At 70.5% G+C, this 21,933-nt stretch carries 19 protein-coding genes; 10 read left to right on the top strand and 9 right to left on the bottom strand.

Translation table 11 applies throughout. The features are described from left to right. Positions 1–81 precede the first annotated feature (81 nt). The gene (locus tag ACIG5F_RS36295) at positions 82–705 is read left to right on the top strand and encodes a DedA family protein (protein ID WP_396524516.1); all 624 of its coding nucleotides are present in this window, start codon (positions 82–84) and stop codon (positions 703–705) included. On the opposite strand, the gene ACIG5F_RS36290 is transcribed toward ACIG5F_RS36295, so the two are convergent. The 3 genes from ACIG5F_RS36290 to ACIG5F_RS36280 are packed head-to-tail and all read right to left on the bottom strand — an operon-like array spanning position 697 to position 4,066. Then, positions 697–1,431, bottom strand: coding sequence for a succinate dehydrogenase/fumarate reductase iron-sulfur subunit (locus ACIG5F_RS36290; RefSeq protein WP_396524514.1), 735 nt, complete (start codon positions 1,429–1,431; stop codon positions 697–699). The genes ACIG5F_RS36295 and ACIG5F_RS36290 overlap by 9 nt on opposite strands. Then, entirely contained in the window at positions 1,428–3,356 is a 1,929-nt protein-coding gene (locus tag ACIG5F_RS36285; RefSeq protein ID WP_396524513.1) for a fumarate reductase/succinate dehydrogenase flavoprotein subunit, read from the bottom strand. Before ACIG5F_RS36285 ends, ACIG5F_RS36290 begins: the two co-directional genes overlap by 4 nt. A 2-nt stretch (positions 3,357–3,358) precedes the next feature. Then, positions 3,359–4,066: a succinate dehydrogenase cytochrome b subunit gene (locus ACIG5F_RS36280; RefSeq protein WP_396524512.1), complete on the bottom strand. Its 708-nt coding sequence runs from the start codon at positions 4,064–4,066 to the stop codon at positions 3,359–3,361. 82 nt (positions 4,067–4,148) lie between these two features. Between ACIG5F_RS36280 and ACIG5F_RS36275 the strand changes: the two genes are divergently transcribed. Together ACIG5F_RS36275 and ACIG5F_RS36270 are read left to right on the top strand one after the other, a co-directional pair. Continuing rightward, the gene (locus ACIG5F_RS36275) at positions 4,149–5,087 is read left to right on the top strand and encodes a LysR family transcriptional regulator (protein WP_396524510.1); all 939 of its coding nucleotides are present in this window, start codon (positions 4,149–4,151) and stop codon (positions 5,085–5,087) included. Between the two features lie 554 nt (positions 5,088–5,641). Continuing rightward, positions 5,642–6,805 (top strand): DUF222 domain-containing protein, encoded by a 1,164-nt coding sequence (locus ACIG5F_RS36270; protein WP_396524508.1) that lies wholly within the window; start codon positions 5,642–5,644, stop codon positions 6,803–6,805. A gap of 91 nt (positions 6,806–6,896) precedes the next feature. Here ACIG5F_RS36270 and ACIG5F_RS36265 read toward each other — a convergent pair whose 3' ends face one another. Then, positions 6,897–7,544, bottom strand: coding sequence for an HNH endonuclease family protein (locus ACIG5F_RS36265; protein ID WP_396524507.1), 648 nt, complete (start codon positions 7,542–7,544; stop codon positions 6,897–6,899). Positions 7,545–7,924: 380 nt separating this feature from the next. Between ACIG5F_RS36265 and ACIG5F_RS36260 the strand changes: the two genes are divergently transcribed. Continuing rightward, positions 7,925–8,527: a TetR/AcrR family transcriptional regulator gene (locus tag ACIG5F_RS36260; protein ID WP_396524506.1), complete on the top strand. Its 603-nt coding sequence runs from the start codon at positions 7,925–7,927 to the stop codon at positions 8,525–8,527. Further along, entirely contained in the window at positions 8,524–11,430 is a 2,907-nt protein-coding gene (locus tag ACIG5F_RS36255) for a glycosyltransferase (RefSeq protein ID WP_396524505.1), read from the top strand. Before ACIG5F_RS36260 ends, ACIG5F_RS36255 begins: the two co-directional genes overlap by 4 nt. Here the strand turns inward: ACIG5F_RS36255 and ACIG5F_RS36250 are convergent. The 3 genes from ACIG5F_RS36250 to ACIG5F_RS36240 form a co-directional block, all read right to left on the bottom strand. Next, positions 11,390–13,444 carry an NB-ARC domain-containing protein gene (locus tag ACIG5F_RS36250; protein WP_396524504.1) on the bottom strand — a complete coding sequence of 685 codons (2,055 nt, stop codon included), beginning with the start codon at positions 13,442–13,444 and terminating at the stop codon, positions 11,390–11,392. The genes ACIG5F_RS36255 and ACIG5F_RS36250 overlap by 41 nt on opposite strands. Positions 13,445–13,647: 203 nt before the next feature. Continuing rightward, positions 13,648–14,358, bottom strand: coding sequence for a hypothetical protein (locus ACIG5F_RS36245; RefSeq protein ID WP_396524503.1), 711 nt, complete (start codon positions 14,356–14,358; stop codon positions 13,648–13,650). A 71-nt stretch (positions 14,359–14,429) separates the two neighbouring features. After that, positions 14,430–15,065: a maleylpyruvate isomerase N-terminal domain-containing protein gene (locus ACIG5F_RS36240; protein ID WP_396524502.1), complete on the bottom strand. Its 636-nt coding sequence runs from the start codon at positions 15,063–15,065 to the stop codon at positions 14,430–14,432. Between the two features lie 174 nt (positions 15,066–15,239). Here ACIG5F_RS36240 and ACIG5F_RS36235 point away from each other — a divergent pair, with 174 nt between their 5' ends. After that, positions 15,240–16,448: an NAD(P)/FAD-dependent oxidoreductase gene (locus tag ACIG5F_RS36235; RefSeq protein ID WP_396524500.1), complete on the top strand. Its 1,209-nt coding sequence runs from the start codon at positions 15,240–15,242 to the stop codon at positions 16,446–16,448. On the opposite strand, the gene ACIG5F_RS36230 is transcribed toward ACIG5F_RS36235, so the two are convergent. Both ACIG5F_RS36230 and ACIG5F_RS36225 read right to left on the bottom strand, forming a co-directional pair. Then, complete coding sequence (locus tag ACIG5F_RS36230) at positions 16,429–17,547, bottom strand: sensor histidine kinase (protein WP_396524499.1); 1,119 nt, start codon at positions 17,545–17,547, stop codon at positions 16,429–16,431. The genes ACIG5F_RS36235 and ACIG5F_RS36230 overlap by 20 nt on opposite strands. Then, positions 17,544–18,203, bottom strand: coding sequence for a response regulator transcription factor (locus ACIG5F_RS36225; RefSeq protein ID WP_396524497.1), 660 nt, complete (start codon positions 18,201–18,203; stop codon positions 17,544–17,546). The genes ACIG5F_RS36230 and ACIG5F_RS36225 overlap by 4 nt, the downstream gene beginning before the upstream one ends. Before the next feature lie 115 nt (positions 18,204–18,318). Here ACIG5F_RS36225 and ACIG5F_RS36220 point away from each other — a divergent pair, with 115 nt between their 5' ends. From ACIG5F_RS36220 to ACIG5F_RS36205, 4 genes are all read left to right on the top strand, one after another. Continuing rightward, positions 18,319–18,819 carry a hypothetical protein gene (locus ACIG5F_RS36220; RefSeq protein WP_396524496.1) on the top strand — a complete coding sequence of 167 codons (501 nt, stop codon included), beginning with the start codon at positions 18,319–18,321 and terminating at the stop codon, positions 18,817–18,819. Next, a complete protein-coding gene (locus tag ACIG5F_RS36215; RefSeq protein WP_396524495.1) occupies positions 18,816–19,901 on the top strand; it encodes a peptidoglycan-binding protein in 1,086 nt (361 codons plus the stop codon). Before ACIG5F_RS36220 ends, ACIG5F_RS36215 begins: the two co-directional genes overlap by 4 nt. Beyond that, positions 19,898–20,584, top strand: a complete 687-nt coding sequence (locus ACIG5F_RS36210) for an ABC transporter ATP-binding protein (RefSeq protein WP_396524494.1) — start codon at positions 19,898–19,900, stop codon at positions 20,582–20,584. The genes ACIG5F_RS36215 and ACIG5F_RS36210 overlap by 4 nt, the downstream gene beginning before the upstream one ends. Positions 20,585–20,646: 62 nt before the next feature. Beyond that, positions 20,647–21,783 (top strand): ABC transporter permease, encoded by a 1,137-nt coding sequence (locus ACIG5F_RS36205; protein WP_396524622.1) that lies wholly within the window; start codon positions 20,647–20,649, stop codon positions 21,781–21,783. Positions 21,784–21,933 lie beyond the last annotated feature (150 nt).

Genomic DNA, 21,933 nt, shown 5'->3' with positions numbered 1-21,933 from the left:
ACGGTGCGTTTCTCAGCGAACCCTCAGCGCTGTCGGCGATCACCACCGCCGCTACGGCACAATCGGCCCCAAGGGGGTCTCATGGGCGACTGGATCAGTAACTGGATCATGACCGTGCCGCCGCTGGCGGTGTACGTCTCGGTCGGCCTGATCATCATGATCGAGAGCCTGGGCATTCCCATGCCCGGCGAGTTCGCGTTGGTCGGGGCGACGCTGCTGACGTTGCAGCCGTACGCCCAGGTGCAGTGGGGCATCGTGGCGGCCTGCGCGAGCGCGGGCGCGATCATCGGGGACTCGATCGGCTACACCATCGGCCGTCGCGGCGGGCGTCCGCTGTTCGCCTGGGCCGGCCGAAAGTTCCCGCGCCACTTCGGACCCGGCCACATCGCGGCGGCCGAGCGGGCCTTCGACCGGTGGGGCATGTGGGCGGTGTTCTTCGGCCGGTTCATCCTGCTGCTGCGCATCCTGGCCGGCCCGCTGGCCGGTGCGCTCAAGATGCCGTACCAACGCTTTCTGATCGCCAACGCGCTCGGCGGCATCGTGTGGGCCACCGGCACCGCCGCGCTCATCCACTACGTGGGCAAGGTGGTGGAGACCTGGCTGAGCGGCATCGCGCTGTGGGGGCTGGTGGCCGCCCTGCTCGGCGGGCTGGTGCTGACTTACCTGATCAAGCGGCGCGCCGACAAGGCGGCCCGCTCAGCGTGAGGCCCGCAGGAACTCCCGGTTGAGTTTGGCGATGCTGGCGAACGGGATGCCCTTGGGACACGAGGCGACGCACTCGCCGGTGTTGGTGCAGCCGCCGAAGCCCTCGTCGTCCATCGCCGCGACCATGTCCAGCACCCGCCGCTCCCGCTCGGGCTGCCCCTGCGGCAACACGTTGAGGTGGCTGACTTTCGCCGAGGTGAACAGCATCGCCGACCCGTTGGGGCAGGCCGCGACGCAGGCACCGCAGCCGATGCAGGTGGCGTTGTCGAAGGCGAGGTCGGCGTCGGGTTTGGGCACCGGCGTGGCGTGCGCGTCGGGGGCGCTGCCGGTCGGGGCGGTGACGTAGCCGCCGGCCTGGATGATCCGGTCGAACGCCGACCGGTCCACCACCAGGTCCTTGACCACCGGAAACCCCTTGGCCCGCCACGGTTCCACGTCGATGACGTCGCCGTCGCGGAAGGCCCGCATGTGCAGCTGGCAGCTGGTGGTCCGCTCCGGGCCGTGGGCCCGGCCGTTGATCACCACGCCGCAGGAGCCGCAGATGCCCTCCCGGCAGTCGTGGTCGAAGGCCACCGGCGTCTCGCCCCGGGTGATCAGGTCCTGGTTGAGCACGTCCAGCATCTCCAGGAAGGACATGTCCGGACTGATCTCGTCGACCGGGTAGGACACCATCCGGCCGCGGTCGCTCGGCCCAGACTGGCGCCAGATGCGCACGGTGATCTTCACGTGTAGCTCCGCTGGGTGGGGTGAACGTGTTCGAAGGTCAGGTTTTCCTTGTGCAGCACGGGCCTCTCGCCGTGCTCCCACGCGGCGACGTGGCTGAAGCCGGCGTCGTCCCGGCGGGCCTCGCCGTCGGCGGTCTGGTGCTCCTCGCGGAAGTGGCCGCCGCAGGACTCCTCACGCAGCAACGCGTCCAGCAGCATCAGCTCGGCCAGCTCCAGGAAGTCCGCCACCCGGTTGGCCTTCTCCAGCTCCTGGTTGAGTTCCTCGCCCTCGCCGGGCACCCGCACCGATTGCCAGAACTCGGCCCGCAGCTCGGGGATCCGGTCGAGCGCCTTGCGCAGGCCGGCTTCATTGCGGGACATGCCGCAGTGGTCCCACATCAGCAGGCCCAGCTCGCGGTGGAACGAGTCCACGGTCCGCGTGCCGTTCACCGACAGCAGGCGGTCGATCCGTTGCCGCACCTCGGTTTCTGTGGTGGCGACGGCTGGATGTGTTGGGGGTACGGGATCGAGCGCGGTGGCGGCGATGTAGTGGTTGAGGGTGGTCGGCAGCACGAAGTAGCCGTCGGCCAGGCCCTGCATCAGCGCCGACGCCCCGAGCCGGTTGGCCCCGTGGTCGGAGAAGTTGGCTTCCCCGATGACAAACAGGCCGGGTATTGTGCTCTGAAGGTCGTAGTCCACCCACAGGCCGCCCATGGTGTAGTGGATCGCCGGGTAGATGCGCATCGGCATCCGGTACGGATCCTCGGCGGTGATCCGCTGGTACATGTCGAACAGGTTGCCGTAACGGTCCTCGATCGCTTTGCGGCCAAGGCGTTCGATGGCGTCGGCGAAGTCGAGGTACACGCCCAGCCCGCCGGGCCCGACGCCCTGGCCGGCGTCGCAGACGTTCTTCGCCGCCCGGGAGGCGATGTCCCGCGGCACCAGGTTGCCGAAGCTCGGGTACATCCGCTCCAGGTAGTAGTCCCTTTCGTCCTCGGGAATCTGGTCCGGCGACCGGGTGTCGCCGCGCCGTTTCGGCACCCAGATGCGGCCGTCGTTGCGCAGCGACTCGCTCATCAGAGTCAGCTTCGACTGGTGGTCGCCGGAGCGGGGAACGCAGGTGGGGTGGATCTGGGTGAAGCACGGGTTGGCGAAGTACGCGCCGCGGCGGTGGGCCCGCCAGATCGCGCTCGCGTTGGAGCCCTTGGCGTTGGTGGACAGGTAGAACACGTTGCCGTAGCCGCCGGTAGCCAGCACGACGGCGTCGGCGAGATGGGTGGTGATCTCCCCCGTGATCAGGTCTCGGGCCACGATGCCGCGGGCCTGGCCTTCCACCACGATCAGGTCCAGCATCTCCGTGCGCGGGTGCATCTCGACCGCGCCCGCCCCGATCTGCCGCGACAGCGCTTGATAGGCCCCGAGCAGCAGCTGCTGGCCGGTCTGGCCGCGGGCGTAGAACGTGCGCTGGACCTGGACCCCGCCGAAGGAGCGGGTGTCGAGCAGGCCGCCGTACTCGCGGGCGAACGGCACGCCCTGGGCCACCGCCTGGTCGATGATCTGGGTGGAGATCTCCGCCAGCCGGTACACATTGGACTCCCGGGAGCGGAAGTCGCCGCCCTTCACCGTGTCGTAGAACAGGCGGTAGGCGGAGTCGCCGTCGTTGCGGTAGTTCTTGGCCGCATTGATGCCGCCCTGCGCCGCCACCGAGTGGGCCCGGCGCGGGGAGTCCTGGAAGCAGAACTGCACCACGTGGTAACCCTGCTCGGCCAGCGTCGCGCCGGCCGACGCGCCAGCCAGCCCCGTGCCCACGACGATCACCCGGTGCTTGCGGCGGTTGGCCGGGTTCACCAGTTTGGCCGTGAACTTCCTTTCATCCCAACGCTTCTCCAGCGGGACGGCCGGCGCCCTGGTGTCGCGGATCGCCTCGCCGACGGTGTGCTCGATCATGGTCAGGCCACCAATCCGGTCATCACGCCGATCGGGACGGCCAGGAAGCCGCCCGTGATCACCACGGCCACCACCGTGCCGACGGTGCGGACCGCGTTGCCGGCCACCCCGAGCGTCCGGGCCGCGCTCCAGAAGCCGTGGTTGAGATGCAGGCCCAGCATCAGCAGGGCCACGATATAGATCACGTTCACCCACCACACGCCGAAGTCGGCCTGGATGTTGTGGTAGGGATCGCCGTCCACGAAGTCCCGGTTGGCCACCCCCACCGTCAGATCGAGGATGTGCCAGACCACGTAGACCGCCAGCGTCGCGCCGCCCCACCGCATCGTGCTGGTGACGAAGCCGGCCCTGGCCCGCTGGCCGTGCACGTACCGCACCGGCCGGGCCCTTCTGTCTCGAATGGACAGTTGCGCCGCCGCGGTGATGTGCAGCACCACCGCCACGATCAGGCCGACGCGCATGATCCACAGGAACACCCCGTAGGGCACCGCCGGCTCCCCGATCGTGCGCAGCCAGGCCGCGTACTCGTTGAGGGCCGCCGGTCCCAGGAAAACCTTCAGGTTGCCCAGCATGTGGGCGAAGAGGAAGGCCACCAGGGCCAGGCCGGTGACCGCCATGACGGTCTTCTTGCCGATCGTCGACGCCCAGAACCGGCCGACGGAGGTCCGTTTTCGTGGTGGTGCTTGTCGTGCAGCAAGCTCGGTGGACACGGCATCGACGCTAGGAGGGCGCCCATCAGAGGGCAAACAGAAGTTTGGTCTGGTCACCAGAGGCTGTGCCTATGATGGGGGCGTGCAGCTTCACCAGCTCGCCTACTTCGTCGCCGTCGCCGACACCCGGCACTTCACCCGGGCCGCCGAGCAGATGCGCGTCGCCCAGCCCTCCCTGTCGCAACAGGTTCGAGCCCTCGAACGCGACGTCGGAGCCGAGCTTTTCCACCGCATACGAGGAAACCTGTCCCTGACCGAGGCCGGCGAAACCCTGCTCCCGTTCGCGCGGCGCATCCTCGCCGAAGCCGAGTCCGCGTACCAGGCCGTACGCGAACTGGACGAACTGGGCCGCGGCCGGGTGCGCCTCGGCGCCACCCCCAGCCTCTGCACCGGCCTGCTGCCCGCCATGCTCGCCGGCTTCCGCTCCGCCTACCCTGGGATCGAGCTCACAGTGCACGAGAGCGGCTCCCGCGACCTCCAGACCGAATTGTCCGAAGGCGGCCTGGACCTGGCCATCATCGTCGACTCCCGACTGCGCGACGAGAGCCGCCTGTCCACCCTGCCGCTGCTCATCGAAGAACTCGTCGTCATCTCCGCCCTGGACCGCCCCGCCCCCGTGCGCCGGGCGCGGATCCGCATCTCCGACCTTCGCGACAAGCCACTGGTCATGTTCCGCCGCGGCTACGACCTCCGCGACGCCACCGTCAACGCCTGCCGCGCCGAAGGCTTCGAGCCCTCCTTCGCCATCGAAGGCGGCGAGATGGACGCCGTCCTCGAATTCGTCCGCGCTGGCATCGGCATCGCCGTCGTCCCCAGCACCGTCGTCCAAAACCGCTTCCGCGTCACCCGCTTCGCCGACCCCGGCCTCAGCCGCGTCGTCCGCCTCGCCTACCGCCAAGACGTCGAGCCGTCACGAGCCGTCCGGGCGCTGAGGGACGCCATCACCCGGCAGTTGGGGAATGCAGGGGCGCTTCCCCGGGGGACACAGTCGCTGGTGCGGGGTGGAGGTGGGGGTGGGTAGGCGATGCCGACGAACCCTCACGTCTAACCCTGCCCTTTTCGCCACATGTGGCAGCGCCAAGCGCCTCTCGCGCTGATCGGCTGCTCCCGACACTTTCATGTGGTCCGGCCGCCAGGGTTGCCCTCCTGCCATCGCTCGGCCCATGGCCCGCTGGGGCCGATGCTTTAGCCCTTGCTGTGTCTGGCTGGGGTGCCGCGAGTCAGGTGGGGGGTGGGGTTCGTGGCGCGGTGGCAGGAGGGTGGGGGTGCGGTTTACAGAGGGCTTGGGACGTGAGACGGGGGTGGCTTTGGTTGTTTGCTTGCGGTTTGGGGGTGGGGGCGGCGAGTCAGGTGAGGGGCGGGGTTCGTGGCGCGGTGGCAGGAGGGTGGGGGTGCGGTTTACAGAGGGCTTGGGACGTGGGAGGGGGGTGGCTTTGGTTGTTTGCTTGCCGTTTGGGGGGTGGGCGCGTTGCTAGGTTGGAAAGCGCTTTCCTGAAGGAATCTTCAGGGTGGACACGATCGGGTAATCATTGCTGGGCAAGGAGATTGGCGTCGAATGGGTGGTAAGATGGGGGTATGTCAGCGAACCCGGAATTGCCAGTCGACGCCGAGAGGTGGCGGCTGAGCGATGGAGCGCTGCGCAGTGACGGGAAGAGGCGGGAGCGGCGGCGTAAGGCCGACTACCTGGGGCAGGTCGAGGATGTGCGGGAGCTGTGGAACCGCACCAACCGGACCAAGGACGATCGGGCGGCGCTGGTCGCGGATCTGACGGTGGAGTGGGAGATCACCCGGGGTGAGGCCCGGGAGCTGGTGCGGCACGCGGAGTTGTTTCAGCGGGAGGCGGTCCGGGAGGTGGCGGCCGAGGCGTTGCTGAGCAGGCAGCATCTGGTCGTCATGGACAAGACGCTCGCTGAGGCGCCGGAGCCGGACCGGGAGAAGGTCGAGGCGGCGTTGGTGCGGTACGCGGCGACGCTCGACCTCGGCCAGTTCAAGGATGTCGCGCAGCGGATCCTGGTGTTGCTGGATCAGGACGGGAAAGCGCCTGATGACCGGGAGTCGGCCCAGCCCAAGCGGGCGTTGACCATCCGCAAGCGCCGCAACGGCGGGGACATCGACGGGTTCCTCGACCTGGAGAGCCTGGCGTTGTTGGAGGCGTTGATCAGTCCGTTGGCCAAGCCGACGTCGGCTGAGGACACGCGCACGACTGCGGAGCGGCAGGGTGACGCGCTGGTGGAGATCCTCGAGTTGGCGGCGGGGTGCAAGGACCTGCCCGAGGAGGGTGGGGAGAAGCCGCACATCGCCCTCACCATGTCGTGGAAGGACTTTCAGGAGCAGCGGGGCACCGCCGACCTGGCGGGCATGGGGCCGCTCAACGCCGCCTCGGTGCGCAGGATCGCCTGTGACAGCACGATCCTGCGGGTGGTGCTGGGGGCCAGGTCCGAGGTGCTCGACATCGGACGGGCCAGCCGGACAATCCCCAACGCGATACGCAGAGCACTGATCATCCGAGACAAGGGGTGCGCGTTTCCGGGATGTGGAAGGAAACCTCGGCAATGCCACGCGCATCACGTGGTGGAATGGGCTGAGGGAGGGCCGACCAGTCTGGACAATCTGGTGTTGCTGTGCAGCGCCTGTCATCGGTTGATCCACCACAGTCGCTGGGAAGTGCGGATCAAGGCGGGACTGCCGGAGTTCGCCAACGGCGACGACCGAGACCAGGGGTGGCGACAAGCGGGCTAGCGGAACCGTTGCCCGACAAGCGCTTCCACGGCGAGGGCGGGAGGTCCTCCGGGCGGGCCGGCTCCGAAGGGGGAACCGGCCCGAGGGAGGGTCAGCAGCCGTTGAGCATGGTTTGGAGGGCGGACTTCTCGGCGGACTGGAGGGACAGGCCCCAGACGGACTTGACCTTGATCCACATCTCGGCGTAGGTGCAGCGGTAGGCGGTGCGGGAGGGCTGCCAGGTGGAGGGGTCCTGGTCGCCCTTGGACTGGTTGACGTTGTCGGTGACGGCGATGAGCTGGGGATCGGTCAGATCGTTGGCGTAGGACTGGCGCTTGCTGTCGGTCCAGCCGGAGGCGCCGGAGCGCCAGGCCTCGGCCAGCGGGACGACATGATCGATGTCGACGTCGGAGGCGGCGGTCCAGGTGGCGCCGTCATAAGGGCTGTACCAGCTGCCGGAAGTGGCGGAGCAGGCGCTGTTGACGGTGACGCCGGTGCCGTCGCGCTTGAGGACGGTCTCCCGGGTGTCGCAGGTGCCGGAAATGGTGATCCAGTGGGGGAAGCGGTCACGGGAATAGCCGGTCATGGAGCCCTCGGCCGCCACGGTCAAGGCATTGAGCTCGGACTGGGCGGTGGCCTTGCTCGGAATGTTGGGCGGAGCGGCGGCGGCGGACGGGGCCAAGGCCACCGTCGACGCCGCGAAAGCCAGCAGGGTGAACGCGACGGAAAACGCCCGCCGCTTGGTCATCGTCTCGGCCATGGCCGCACTCCAAAGGTCGCAGGGAAATACGCCTCCATCGTTTGGGCACCCACGGGCCCGGCTCAACAGGCCGAACGGGCGCACCTGGCGACGGTTGACACCTTTCGCCTCCCGTCTGCCACCCGGTCACCTGCACTTGGGGCGGAATTGGTTGCCGCCCACGTGAGTGGACCGGGCGCTGCGGGTCCGCGCCGGCTCGCAGACGGTGAACACCGCGGTCGATTTCGACTTCGACGCGCCCCCTACGGCGGCTTCAAGGCCTCCGGCACGGGCCGCGAGCTCGGTGGCGTCGAGGGGATCATGAGCTCACCGAGCCCCTGACGGTCGGCGTGTGAGGTAGTCTGTCCGGCCGCCGCAGTCGATCCATGGGAAGGTGGTTCGTGCCCCCGAAATCCAGCCCCTATCACCACGGCAGCCTGCGCGCGGAACTGCTCGACCTGGCCCAGAAGCGCATCGAGGAGACCGGCTCGGCCGGCCTGTCGCTGCGTGAGCTGGCCCGCGAGATCGGCGTCAGCCACGGGGCCCCGCAGCGGCACTTCGCCGACAAGCAGGCGCTGCTGGACGCGCTGGCCGTGCGCGGGCTCGACGAGCTGGGCGAACTGATCGAGGCTCGGTTGGCGGCGTGCGAGCACGGCGGCTTCGACGAGCGGCTGCTGGCCTTCGCGCACGCCTACGTCGACTTCGCCACCGCGCACCCGGTGCTGCTGGGCCTGCTGTTCGCGCGCAAGGACACGGCGTCCTCGCCCGAGCTGCGCGCGGCCAACGAGCAGGCGTTCGCGGCCCCGCAGCGGATGATCGAGGACGCGGTGCGGGCCGGGGAGATCGCCGACGACCTGGAGCGGGTGAGCATGGCGGTGCTGGCCACGATCCAGGGCCTGGCCACGATCATCGGCAACGGCATGATCGGCGGCCGGCCACCGGAGACGGTGGTCGCCGGCACCATCGGCACGCTCATCGCCGGCCTGCGCGCGGGACCGGTGTGACCGGCACGGTCGTGCTGGCCATCCACGACGGCTTCTACGGCTGCGGGACCGGGGCCGGCTACGCCAACCGCGCCTTTCTCGACGTTCTGGTGGACACGCTGCCGGCCGACATCCGGCTGGTCGTGTTGCCGGTGCGCCTGAGCAAGGCCAATCCCGAACGCCAGGAGGACTGGCACCGGGACGTGCGCGCACGGCTGCGTCGGGCCGAGGTTTTCCCGGTGGACAACGGAACCGACGGCCTGGACCGGTGGGGCGAGCTGGCCAACTTCCGGCGGCTGGCCGAGGACGCCGGGCGGATTCTGCACAACGAGGTGCCGGATCCGTTGCTGGTGCTGGCTTTCGACGTTCCCTTCCTCGGGCTGGCGACGGTGTTGCCGCCGCCGCTGGTGCGGCGTCTGGTGTTGGTGCCGCGATCCAGCGGTGCTCTGCACACGCCGTGGGATCGGGAGCGAATCGCCTGGGAGCGGGCGGCGATGGCCCGCGCCGCCGAGCACGGCGGTCGCATCGCGGCCATTTCCGGTTACATGCGAAGGCATCTGCGCACGGAGTACGGCGTGCCGGCGGCGGCGATGATCGACCTGCGCGACGGCCTTGTCGACGAGGACCGGCCGATGCCCACCACCGCGACGCTGCCGCCGTTCGTGCTGGCGATGGGCCGCGCCGAGCCGTACAAGGGATTCGACGACCTGCTCGACGCGGTGGAAATCCTTCGCACGCAAGGTTTCCCGCATCTGGTGCTGGCCGCCACCACCGAGCGGGACACCCCCACCCCGTATCAGCGGCAGCTCCGGGAAAGGGTGGCGCGCCTGGGAATCGACGCCACGGTGATCGACCGGTTCGGGCCGGAGGTGCGAGGGCTGCTCACGCATCCCCGGCTGCGGGCGGTGGTCGTGCCGTCGCGGGTCGAGCCGTTCGGCCGGATCCCGGTGGAGTCGTTCCTGGCCGGGGCGGGGCCGGTGGTCTCGACCACCGCCGGCGGCCTGGCCGAGCAGGTTCTCGACGGCGTCACCGGCTACACCGCCCCGCCGGGCGATCCGGCGCGGCTGGCGGCCGCGATCCGGCGGGCGCTGCGGGCCGACGAGCCGACCCGGCGGCGGCTGCGCGACGCCGGCCGGGACCTGGTGCGACGCCGTTTCGACCATCGCGAGGCCATCCATGCCTTCCTCGCCGCCCAGGCACCGGCGATGATCGGCTACGGTGCTCCCACCAGCAGTTTCGGCGAAGGGGTGGAGTCGGTGTGGGTCAAGGCGCCGGTGGGCATCCAGACGCCGCACTGGAACACGGTCAGCGTCCGGCGGCAGGTGCTGGTGGTCGCGCACAACGTCACCGCGGCGACCCGGCTGCTCGACGCGGTGGCCGTGTTCGACAGCGACCCGCGGGTGCAGGTGGTGTTCTCGTGGAACGGCTCCGATCCCTTCCACCACGGGCTGTCGGAGCTGCTGGACCGGCTCGGCATGATCGTCATCCCGTGGCCGCAGGCCCTGCAGACCCGGTTCGACCTGGCCGTCACCGCCAATCACGGCGGCCTGACGGAAATCGAGGCGCCCATTGTCGTGTTGTCCCACGGAATGGGCTATACTAAACAATCGCCAGGAAATCGGAAATCGGAAATCGGAAATCGGAAATCGGAGTACCGGGGTCCGGAGTCCGAGGGCCGGCAGGTGTTCGGCCTGTCCCCGCAATGGCTGCTCTACGACGGCCGCCCCATCGCCACCGCCCTGGTCCTCTCGCACGACGAGCAGCTGGCACGGCTCACGGCCGCGGTCCCGGCCGCGGCGCACACCGGCGTGGTCGCCGGGGATCCCTGCTATGACCGGATCCTGGCCAGCCTGTCGCACCGGGCGGAGTACCGCCGGGCCCTCGGCGCGACCGACGACCACACCGTCATCGCGCTGAACTCCACGTGGTGGCGGCATTCCCTGCTCGGTGACTGGCCGGAGCTGCCCCGGCGGCTGCTGGCCGAGCTGCCGGTCGACTCCTACCGGGTCGTCGCCATCGTGCACCCCAACATCTGGCACGGCCACGGGCCGTGGCAGGTCAGGACCTGGCTGTCGGATTGCCTGCGGGCCGGCCTGATTCTGGTGCCGGACACCGAGGGTTGGCGCGCGGCCTTGATCGCCGCCGACTGCGTTATCGGCGATCATGGCTCCACTACGGCATATGGCGCCGCTTTGGACCGCCCGACGCTGCTCGGTTCGTTCCCGGCCGGGGATGTCGCCCCGGCCTCGCCAGTCGATGTGCTCGGCGGCCTCGCCCCACGCCTGCACCGGGATCGGCCGCTGCGATCCCAGATCGACCGGGCCGTCGCAGAGCACCGGCCGGGCGCCTTCGCGGCCGTGTCGGACATGGTCACGTCCGCGCCGCACGAGGCATTGGAACGGCTGCGCCGGCTCTGCTACTCGATCATGGACCTGGCCGAGCCGGTCGTCGAGCCGCCGGTGCACCCGCTGCCGACCGACGGCCTGTCCCCCGCCCCGGTGCCGACCGCGCTGGCCGTGGACTGCGTGCTCGCCGACGGCACGGTGACGATCACCCGCTACCCGGCCGAGCTGCGCGCCAACTCCGGGCATCTGGTCGTGCACATCGACCATCCCGGCCGACGCATGCTCGGCGCGGCCGACGTGATCGTCGGGGACGTCGACCATGACCCGGAAGGCTGGCTGCGCGCGGTGATCGTCGAGCATCCGGCGATCGCCCTGGCCGCCGCCGGCGGCCCCGACGGCGTTTGCCGGATCCGGACCCGTGACGGCGACCGGATCGACCTCGTGCCGGACGCCGCCGTCGACACCGCGCTCGCCGCTTCGGTGGCCTATTCGTTGCTGGGTAAGGGAATCGACGAGGTGCGGGTCGCCGCCGGGGCGATCAGCCGTAGAGTCGCCTTACGGCGTCTCGACGCTGCGTGAGCTCCTGGTTCAGCCGCTGCTTCTCGGCGTGGTGCCGGTCCGCGTCCTCGTCGCGACCGAGTTGGCGGTAGGCCTCGGCCAGGCTCTCGTGCAGGGATTCCTGCCAGGCCAACGATCCCTGCTCGGTCAGCACCGCAAGCGCCGGTTCGAGCAGCTCGACCGCCTCCGCCGCCCGCCCGAGCAACCCGTAGGCCTTGCCGATGCTGTAGTCGGTCTTGGCCACGTTGACGACGTCGTTGCCAGCGAGGAAGAACCGCTTCGCCTCGGCGAGCCGGGGCAGCGCCTCGTCCAGCCGTCCGGCCTCGACCAACACCCGCCCGCTGTTCATGTTGTAGAGGGCGAAGGCGCGGGGTTGCTTGTTCGCCGGCCACCGGGCGACCAGGGCCCGGCTCATGTCGGAGCTGTGCAACGCCTTCTCGTACTGCTCGCGGCGTTCCCAGATGAAGCCGAGCCACTCCCAGTTGGTCTGCTGCCCCATCGGGTCGCCGATCTTGACCGCCAGGTCCAGGCTCAGCTGGTACTGCTTGAGCGCCTTGACGTTCTCGTCCAGCTCGAAATGCGCCGTGCCCAGCTGGTTGTGCAGCTGGATCAACGCCCGGTCCTGGCCGACGGCCGCCTCCAGCGCCACCTCGTGCGTGCTGATCCAGTCCTCGTAGTGGCCGCGCTGGAAGTAGAACGGGAACGACGCCACCCCCATGTGCCAGGCGTAGTCGTCGAATCCCCACCGCTTGGCGACCAGCACCGCCGCCAGCAGGTTCTCCCGCTCCCGTTCCAGATCGGCCAGCGCCGCCGCCGAATCCCCTTCGTGCACAACGGGAATCTCGGCGTACACGTCCTCGCAGGCCCGCGGCCTAGCGGACAGCGCCTTGTCCCGGGCGATCCAGTAGTCGCGGAAGTGCCGCACCATCCGGCCCATCGCCGCCCGGCGGTCGTCGACCGACTCCGCCTGCTCGGCGCGATCCCTGCCGTGCAGGCGAATCAGGCTGTGGAACCCGTACCGGCCGTCCTCGACGCCGAGCAGATAGACCCGAACCAGTTGGCGCAGAAGGGTTTCCGCGGTCTCTGGATCACGATCCAGCAGCGCCGCCGCCGCGGCCACGTCAAAGCTCGGGCCGTCCCACAGCGCCAGCAGCCGATACGCGCGGGCCGTTTCCTCGTCCAGACGCAGGTAACCCGCGTCGAACACGGCGTCGACCAGCCGCTCCTCGTCGACCGCGAGCGAGGCCAGCCGATCCCGTTCCGCCCCGAGCCTCGCGACCAGCCCTCGGGGGTTCTCGCGGAGCTGGATCGCCGCGATCCGCAGCGCCAGCGGCAATCCGCCGCACACCGCCACCAGGTTCGTCAGCTCATGTCGATCGTCGGGGCTCAGCCCGTCCCCCACCAGCCGGGACACCAGGTCGGTGGCCACGTCTTCGGCCAGCGGGTCCAGCCGCGTGGACTCGATTTCGTTGTAGCCGAAGCCGGTGAGCTTCTGCCGGCATGTCACCAGCACCATGCTCCGCGGCGAGGACGGCCGCGCCGCCGTCACCTGGGCCATCGTCGCCGCGTCGTCCAGCACCACCAGCAGCTCGCTGTCCGCCGTCCGCGCCCGGTAGGCCGCCAGCTTCTCCTCGTCCGACTTGGGGATCCGCTCCACGCCGAGCTGTCGCAGCAGGATCGCCAGCACCACCCCCACCGGCACCGGCCCCGTCTCGGCCGAGCCGCCCAGGTCGGCGTACACCACCCCGTCGCGGAACTTCCCGCTCGCCTCGTGCGCCCAGTGCACGGCCAGCGCCGTCTTGCCCACGCCGCCGTACCCCGTGATCGCGAACGCCAGCGACCGCCGCTCCTCCCGGTACGCCGCCACCATCCCGTCGAAGGCGTCCAGCTCGTCCCGCCGGTTCAGGAACAGCCCCGCCCGCACCGGCAACCCGTTCGGCCGCCGCGCCGGCCCCGATCCGTGGATGTGGACGCCACCATGGATCGTCGCGGCCTGCACCACCGGCCCGTTCGCCTCGCCCTCGAAGCGGTTCACCCGTCACCCCCGTGATCGGCAAGGACCGACCATACCGAGTCCGGCCGGACGGGCTCTCGCCGTCACCCCGGCCGATCGGGTGATCCGGGACGCTCACTCCGCCGTGACGCCGAGAACGACCTCAATATCGCAGATCTTGCCTCGCCACTCCGTGACGGGCGTCGGGTCCGACGACGCCCGCGTCATCAGTCGGCTCGGCCCGGCTAGGACGAGTGATCGTCCGCAGCCGTTGCGGCCTTGACGAAATCGTGCAAGTCGACGCCGCTTCCCCAGAGCTGATCGAAGCGGTTCTGGTGGAAGTGCACGAGCTTGGGCGCGTCTTCGCGGATGCCGCCGAGCTGTTGGTCGGTGGGGCCGGAGAAGGCCATGTACATGGTGTCGTCGTCGATCAGGCAGACGCTCATGGGCTCGACGGCCTGGCCCACGGTCTCGATGACCCGGACGTTGTAGCGGGGGTTGCCGGCGACGAGCACGGCCTGGGCCACGCACCAGTCGGCCATGGCCTGGTTGGGGACGCCGATGATGCGCCGGACGGTGCCCTTGCGGTGGGCGAAGGCGACGATCTCGGCGAAGTAGTCACGCGACTCGGCGCTGGCCAGGACGGTGGGCGGGACCTGGCGGAAGTAGGTCACGCGGACCTCGCGTCGGGCGGCGTGCACGGCGGCGCGGGCCGAGCTGTAGAACTCCTCGTTGGTGGCGAAGAAGACCTCGCCGGGCCCGCCGTCCTGGACATCCAGCCGAAGGTCGCGGATCTGTTTGAGCACGAAGAAGATCGCCGCGAACATCGCCGCGGTGAGCCCTTCGTCGAGCACGGGGAACAGGTCCTTGAGAAAGGCCAGCAGGAAGCAGATGAACAGGAACAGGGAGAGCGCGAGTTCCTCCCAGCGGTCCGACCTGGCGCGTGGCGTGATCACGACTGCCTCCCCAGCACGACGACGCATTCCATGCTGAAGGTCCGACTCGGTCCCGCATCCGTTACGCGCTGTCAGCCGAGCGGGAGCGGGAGTCGCGTGGCGTGTGCGCCGAGGGCGGAGTGTTCGGCGGGGGTGGGGAGGCGGCGGCCGGTGCCGACACGGAGGGCGTCGGCGTCGGAGAAGGAGGCGGGGAAGGCGAAGCCGGCGATCTGTTCGAGCATGGCGCGGGCCTCGGCGGAGGCGGGCGGGGCGGCGGTGGGCGACAGGTCGAGGTGGTGGAGGGTCCATTCCATGACGTAGGCGGTGAGGTAGTCGCCGGCGGTGAGGACCTGGTCGCGGGTGCCGACGAGGGCGGTCGGGTCGGCGAGGGCGGCGGCGCGGCCGGCGGCGGAGCCGACGTCGTCGAGGTGGAACTTGAGCAGGGCGGGATCGCCGTAGGCGGCGGCGAGGCGGACGGTGAGGGCGTCGAGGGGATCGTCGCCGGTGGGCGGGGAGACGACGTCCCAGTAGGAGACGGCGTCGCGGGTGGCGGGCCCGGCGGCGGGGGTGGCGAGGGTGATCAGCACGTCCTGGGCGTCGATGACGAGGTGGCAGACGAGATCCCGGACGAGCCAGCCGGCGCAGCCGGAGGGGCGCTCGAAGTCCCGGTCGGGCCGGGCGGCGACGGCGGCGAGCAGGGCGGTCCAGGAGCGCGTGAAAGGTTCCACGGCGGCAAGCTAGCAGCGGGAACGGGCGGCGGCGACCGAATTGTCCCGTTACCCAGTAACGACCATGGTTGTTTCCGCAAACGATGCGACTACCCGATCGACTGGCGAGGCTTGACCGCTCACGGCGATAACGCCAGGATTTGTTGGCGAAACCGAGCGGCAGGGAGCGGCGCCGTGGCAGACCAGAGGTTCGTGATCGTCGGCGCCGGGCTGGCCGGCGCGAAGGCGGCGCAGGCGCTGCGGGAGCAGGGCTTCCCGGGGCGGATCACGCTGATCGGCGACGAGCTGCACCTCCCCTACGAACGCCCGGCGCTGTCCAAGGACCACCTGACGGGCAAGGCGGACCGGGACAGCATGACGGTCCACTCGGCGGCCTGGTACACCGACCACCAGGTGGAGCTGGCGCTGGGCATCGGGGTGAGCCGACTGGACCGGGAGGCCCACCGGGTGGACCTGGCCGACGGCAGCTCGCACCGCTACGACAAGCTGCTGCTGGCCACCGGCGCGAGCCCCCGCAAGCCGCCGATCCCGGGCGCGGACGCGCCGGGAGTGCACTACCTGCGCCGGATCGAGGACTCGGAGTCGATCAGGGACGCCTTCCGGCACTCGAAGCGGCTGGTGGTGGTCGGCGCGGGCTGGATCGGCCTGGAAGTGGCGGCGGCGGCCCGGCAGGCCGGCGTCGACGTCACGGTGGTGGAGTCGGCGGAGCTGCCGCTGTTGCGGGTGCTGGGCCGCGAGGTGGCGACGGTCTTCGCCGACCTGCACCGTGAGCACGGCGTGGACTTCCGCTTCGGGGCGAGTGTCGACGGCATCAGCGCCAGGGGCGTGACGCTGGCCGACGGCACGGAGATCACGGCCGACATGGTGGTGGTCGGCGTCGGCGCGTGCCCCAACGCCCAACTGGCCCAGCGGGCCGGCCTGCACGTGGACAACGGGATCATCGTGGACGCCGCGCTGCGCACCTGCGACCCGGACATCGTGGCCGCCGGCGATGTCGCCAACGCGTTCCATCCCTTGCTGGGCAAGCACATCCGGGTCGAGCACTGGGCCAACGCGCTGCGCCAGCCGGCCACCGCGGCCGCCACCATGCTCGGCCGCGAGGCCAGCCACCAGGAGCTGCCCTACTTCTTCACCGACCAGTACGACCTGGGCATGGAGTACGTCGGCCACGTGGAGCCGGGCGGCTACGACGAGGTGGTCTTCCGCGGCGACCGGGACCGCCGCGAGTTCATCGCCTTCTGGCTCAAGGAGAACCGGGTCCTGGCCGGCATGAACGTGAACGTGTGGGACGTGGTCGACCCGATCAAGGCCCTGATCGGCAAGGAGGTCGACCCGAAGGCGCTGGCCGACCCGGGCAAGGTGCTCACGGCAGCAGCACGGTGACCTCCAGGCCGCCGTCGGCGCGGGCCCGGGCGGACGCCTGGCCGCCATGGGCGGACGCGACCGAACGCACGATGGACAGGCCGAGGCCGGAGTGGGCATTGTCGGTCCGATCCCCAGAACCTCGATGGAAAGGCTCGAACAGGGTGTCCACAATGGACGGATCGACCACCGGCCCGGTGTTACGCACGACCAGGGCCGGCGCGTCGGCGACCTCGACCCGGACCCAGCCGCCGGGGCGGTTGTAGGTGACGGCGTTGTCGATCAGGTTGGCCACCAGGCGTTCCAGCAGCACCGGATCGCCGGCGACCGTGCGCGGCGAGGCCACGACCTCGACGCCGGGAAAGCCCTCGGCGACCGTCTCCACCAGGTGATCGAGCCGCACCGGCACGCGGTCGGCCAGGCCCCGGTCGCTGCGGGCCAGCACGAGCAGACCTTCCAGCACGCGTTCGGTCCGGGTGTTGGCGTCCAGCAGCCGGGTGCCGAGAGTCCGTGTCGCCTCGGGAACATCGTCGCCGAGCAGCGCGACCTCAATCAGAGTCCGTTGCAGGGCAAGGGGTGTGCGCAGCTCGTGGGAGGCGTTGGCGACGAACCTCCGCTGGCTGTCGAAGGATCCGGACAGCCGGTCGAGCATGCCGTCGAAGGTGTCGGCCAGCTCCTTGAGCTCGTCATCGGGTCCGGTCAGCTTGATCCGGCGACCGAGGTCCTGGGCGCCGAGCCGGCGCGCGGTGGCGGTGATCTCGTGCAGCGGCCGCAGGATCCGCCGCGCGACGAACCAGCCGAGCCCCACCGCCAGCGCCGCGGTGATCAGCAGCGCGGCCCCGGACTGGACCAGCAACGTGGTGAGCGTGGACGAGCGGTACGCGGCCAGCGCCGGGACCACGCCCAAGCTGTCGGTGTCGGCCAGCACCCCGGGCACCGCGGCCACCTTGGTGTCCAACACCTCCGTCTGCTGGTAGTCGGCGGAGTCGGCGAAGGTGGTGGCCGAGGGCAGGGTCTGGCTCACCAACAGGTAGACGATGACCAGCAGCACGATCCCGGACAGCACGAACATCCCGCCGTACAGGGCGGTCAGCCGGGCCCGCACCGACAGCGGCCTCATGCGCCGAACCGGTAGCCGGCGCCGGACACGGTCTCGATCAGCGGCGGGTCGCCGAGCTTGCGGCGCAACGTCATCACGGCCATCCGCACCGCGTTGGTGAACGGATCGGCGTGCTCGTCCCAGGCCTTCTCCAACAGCGATTCCACGCTGACCACCGCGCCCTCCGCCCGCATCAGCACCTGGAGCACCGCGAACTCCTTGGGGGACAAGGGAAGGAACCGGCCGTCGCGGGAGGCCTGGTGCCGGGGCAGGTCGAGCACGACGCCGTGGCCGGCCAGCACCGGCGGCAGCGCCGGCCGGGCCCGCCGGGCCAGCGCCTGCACCCGGGCCACCAGCTCGCTGAACGCGAACGGCTTGGTGAGGTAGTCGTCGGCCCCGAGGCCGAGCCCCTCGACCCGGTCGGAGACGTCGCCGGCGGCGGTGACCATGAGCACCCGGATCTCGCCGCCGGCCGCGATCACGGCCGCGCACACCTCGTCGCCGGACACGTCGGGCAGGTCCCGGTCCAACACGACGACGTCGTAGTCGTGCACGCCGATCCGCTCCAGCGCGGACTCGCCGTCGTAGCAGACGTCCACCGCCATCGCGAAGCGGCGCAGTCCCTCGGCGATCGAGTCGGCCAGCAGCCGCTCGTCCTCCACCACCAGCACACGCACGTCCCGATGCTAGAAGCCCTCGGATAAGCGCCGGATAAACGTCCGAGCTTATCGGGTCCGGATCACTCGATCGGTACTTCTTGACTCCGTCAGGAACCAATCCCGAGGGAGTGTCATGCGGAAATCGGCAATGTTGCTCAGTGGCGCGGCGATCGCGCTGCTGCTGGCCGGCTGCGGTGGCGCCAACAACAACGGCGACGGCGTGGCCTCGCTGTCCTCGCCCAACCCGACCAGCAGCGCCGTGCCCAAGCCGGGCGGCAAGCAGGACAAGGCGGCCGAGCTCGACCAGTACCGCAAGTACGCGAAGTGCATGCGTGACCACGGGTACGACATGGCCGACCCCAGCGGCGACGAGGTGGCCGGCATCAATCCGAACGACCCCAAGTTCGCGCCGGCCGAGCAGGCCTGCAAGTCGGTCGAGCCCACCGGCAGCGGCCCCGGCCCGGACGACCCGCAGGTGCGCGACCAGATGCTGAAGTACGCCAAGTGCATGCGCGACCACGGCGTCGACATGCCCGACCCGAAGCCGGGCGAGGCCATCACCCTGCCGATGGGCGGCTCGGGCGACGCGAAGCTCGACGCCGCCGGCAAGGCCTGCGGGTCGATTCTGCGATGACCCGGTCCGAGCAGAAGAGGCGTGGTCGCCGGGCCCGGGTGGTGGGCGGCGCGACGGTGTTGGTGGTGGTGCTGGGCACCGGGGTGGTGGTGGCGCTGGCTCAGGCGTCCGAGGCGCACACGCCGCCGGCCCCGCCCCCGGCGGTCGCCACCGCGACCGTGACCAAGACCGATCTCAGCGCGCAGGAGGACGTCGACGGCACGCTCGGCTACGGCGGGGAGTCGGACGTCACCGGGCGCAAGCCGGGGACGATCACCTCGCTGCCGGCGGTCGGCAACGTGATCACCCAGGGGCAGTCGGTGTACGGCGTGGACGCCGCCCCGGTGCCGCTGTTCTACGGCCGGCTGCCGTTCTACCGGGACCTGGCGGTCGGGGCGACCGACGGGCCGGACGTGCAGCAGCTGGAGGAGAACCTCAAGGCGTTGGGCTACAACGACTTCGGCACGCCGGACAAGAAGTTCACGGCGGCGACCGCGTCGGCGCTGAAGAGGTTCCAGCAGGCGCGGGGACTGCCGCAGACCGGCGCCTTCAGCCCCGGCGACGTGGTGCTGGCCGCCGGCCCGGTCCGGGTCTCGACGCTGACCGGCCAGCTCGGCGGCCCGGCCGCCGGCCCGGTGCTGAAGGTCACCGGCACCGGCCGGGTGGTCACCGTGCAGCTGGACGTGGCCAAGCAGGGCCTGGCCAAGGTCGGCGACCAGGTCAAGGTGGACGTGAACGGGGCGAGCGGCGCCGGCAAGGTGGTCGACGTGGGCCGCGCCGCCACGCCCGGCAAGGACGCCAACGGCCAGCCCAACGGCAAGACGACCGTGCCGGTGACGATCTCGCTGGACGATCCCCGCGCCGCCGGCGACCTGGACACGGCCCCGGTGACCGTGCACTTCGTCAAGGAGGTGCACAAGGATGTGCTGGTGGCGCCAGTCGGGGCGCTGCTGGCGCTGGCCGAGGGCGGCTACGCCGTCGAGGTTGAGCAGAACGGCCAGCGGCGCCTGGTGCCGGTCAAGACCGGCCTGTTCGCCAACGGCCAGGTCGAGATCGCCGGCCCCGGGCTGGCGGCCGGCATGACGGTGGTGACGACCTCGTGACCCCGGTGCTGCTGGTGGATCGGGTCTCGCGCACCTATCCCGGTGGCGTGCAAGCGCTTCGCGATGTGTCACTGTCCATTAAGGAGGGTGAGATGGCCGGCGTGGTCGGCCCCTCCGGCTCGGGCAAGTCGACGCTGCTCCAGCTGATGGGCACGCTGGACCAGCCGACCAGCGGCCGGATCGAGATCCGCGGCCACGACGTGGCGACACTGTCGGACCGCCGGCTGTCGGCGCTGCGTTCGGCGTGGATCGGCTTTGTGTTCCAACAGTTCTTCCTCAGCGAGGGGGTCAGCGCGGTCGACAACGTCTGCACCGGGCTGCTCTACGCCGGCGTGCCCAGACGCAAGCGCCGGGCCAAGGCGCTGGCCGCGCTGGAGCGGGTTCGCCTGGGGCATCGGGCCGAGCACTTCCCGAGCGAGCTGTCCGGCGGCGAACGGCAGCGGGTGGCGATCGCGCGGGCGGTGGTCAACGAGCCGTCGATCCTGCTGGCCGACGAGCCGACCGGCAACCTGGACACCGCCACCGGGGCGGCCGTGCTGGGCCTGCTGGCCGAGCTCAGCGCCGACGGCACGTCGATCGTGGTGATCACGCACGACCGGGAGATCGCCGCCGGCATGCCGCGCCGGATCGAGGTCCTGGACGGGCGGATCCAGCTCGACACCGGCCTGGCGGTGCCCCGGTGACCACTCTCCCCGAGTCGTCCCGGCTCTCCACGAACGACGTCCTCACCCTCGGCGCGCACGGCATGCGCACGCGGCCGATGCGGGCGGTGCTGTCGGCGCTGGGCATCGCCATCGGCGTCGCCGCGATGGTCGCCGTGCTGGCCGTGCCGGCCTCCAGCGCCCAGGCCCTGCACGACAAACTCGCCGCGCTGGGGCCGAATCTGCTCACCGCCACCCAGGGGCAATCGCTGACCGGCGGTAAGGCGCAGCTGCCTGAGGACGCCGTGGCCATGGTCAAGCGGATCGGCCCGGTGCTCGGGGCCGCCGCCACCGGGCTGGCGCCGAACGTGACGATCCGCCGCTCGGACAAGATCTCGCCGGAGGAGACGTCCGGGGTGTCGGTGCTGACCGCCGACACCGACCTGCTGGCCGTGATCGGCGGACACCTGCACAGCGGCTCGTTCCTCAGCAACGCCAACCAGAACTTCCCGGTGGTGGTGCTCGGGGCGGTCGCCGCCAGCCGGCTGGGCATCGACCACGTGGACCCGAGCCGGCCGACCCAGGTCTTCCTGGGCGGGCAGTGGTTCACCGTGGTCGGCGTGCTCGATTCGATGCCGCTGGCGCCGGAGATCGAGCGGGCGGCGCTGGTGGGCAAGGCCGCCGCCAAGGCGCTGCTCGGCTTCGACGGCCATCCCACAACTGTCTACGTCAAGGCGGCCGAAGCCGCGGTCGCCGGCGTGCGGGCGGTGCTGGGCGCGACGATCAACCCGCAGTCGCCGCTCGGGGTCGCCGTGCAGCGGCCGTCGGAGCTGCTGGAGGCGCAGGCGCTGACCCAGGACACCTACAGCGCCCTGTTCCTCGGGCTCGGCGGGATCGCGCTGCTGGTCGGCGGGGTCGGGGTGGCCAACACCATGGTCATCTCCGTGCTGGAGCGCCGCCGCGAGATCGGCCTGCGGCGGGCCCTCGGCGCGACCAGACGTCAGATCCGGGGCCAGTTCCTGGCCGAATCGGTGCTGCTGTCCGGTCTCGGCGGGCTGGCCGGCGTGACCATCGGGGTGCTGGTGACCTCCGGCTACGCCCTGTCCCAGGGCTGGCCGGCGATCCTGCCACCCCAGGCCCTTCTGGGCGGCGTCGCGATATCCGCGCTGGTCGGGGCGGTCGCCGGGGCATACCCGGCGATGCGTGCGGCGCGGCTGCCACCGACGCAGGCCCTCGCCTGAAAGCCCCGTCGTGCCATCGACGCTTGGAAGGGGGCTTTCCTCCACTCGGAGTGGAGGAAAGCCCCCTTCCAAGCGCCGACGGGTGGTCAGCCAAGCGCCGACGGGTGGTCAGCGCTTGCGGGGGCGGCGCTTCTGCCAGCTTTGGCCGAT

Source organism: Kutzneria sp. NPDC052558 (genome assembly GCF_044547355.1).
In the GTDB taxonomy this organism is placed as follows: Bacteria; Actinomycetota; Actinomycetes; order Mycobacteriales; family Pseudonocardiaceae; genus Kutzneria.
This window is presented reverse-complemented; position numbering and strand designations above follow the sequence as displayed.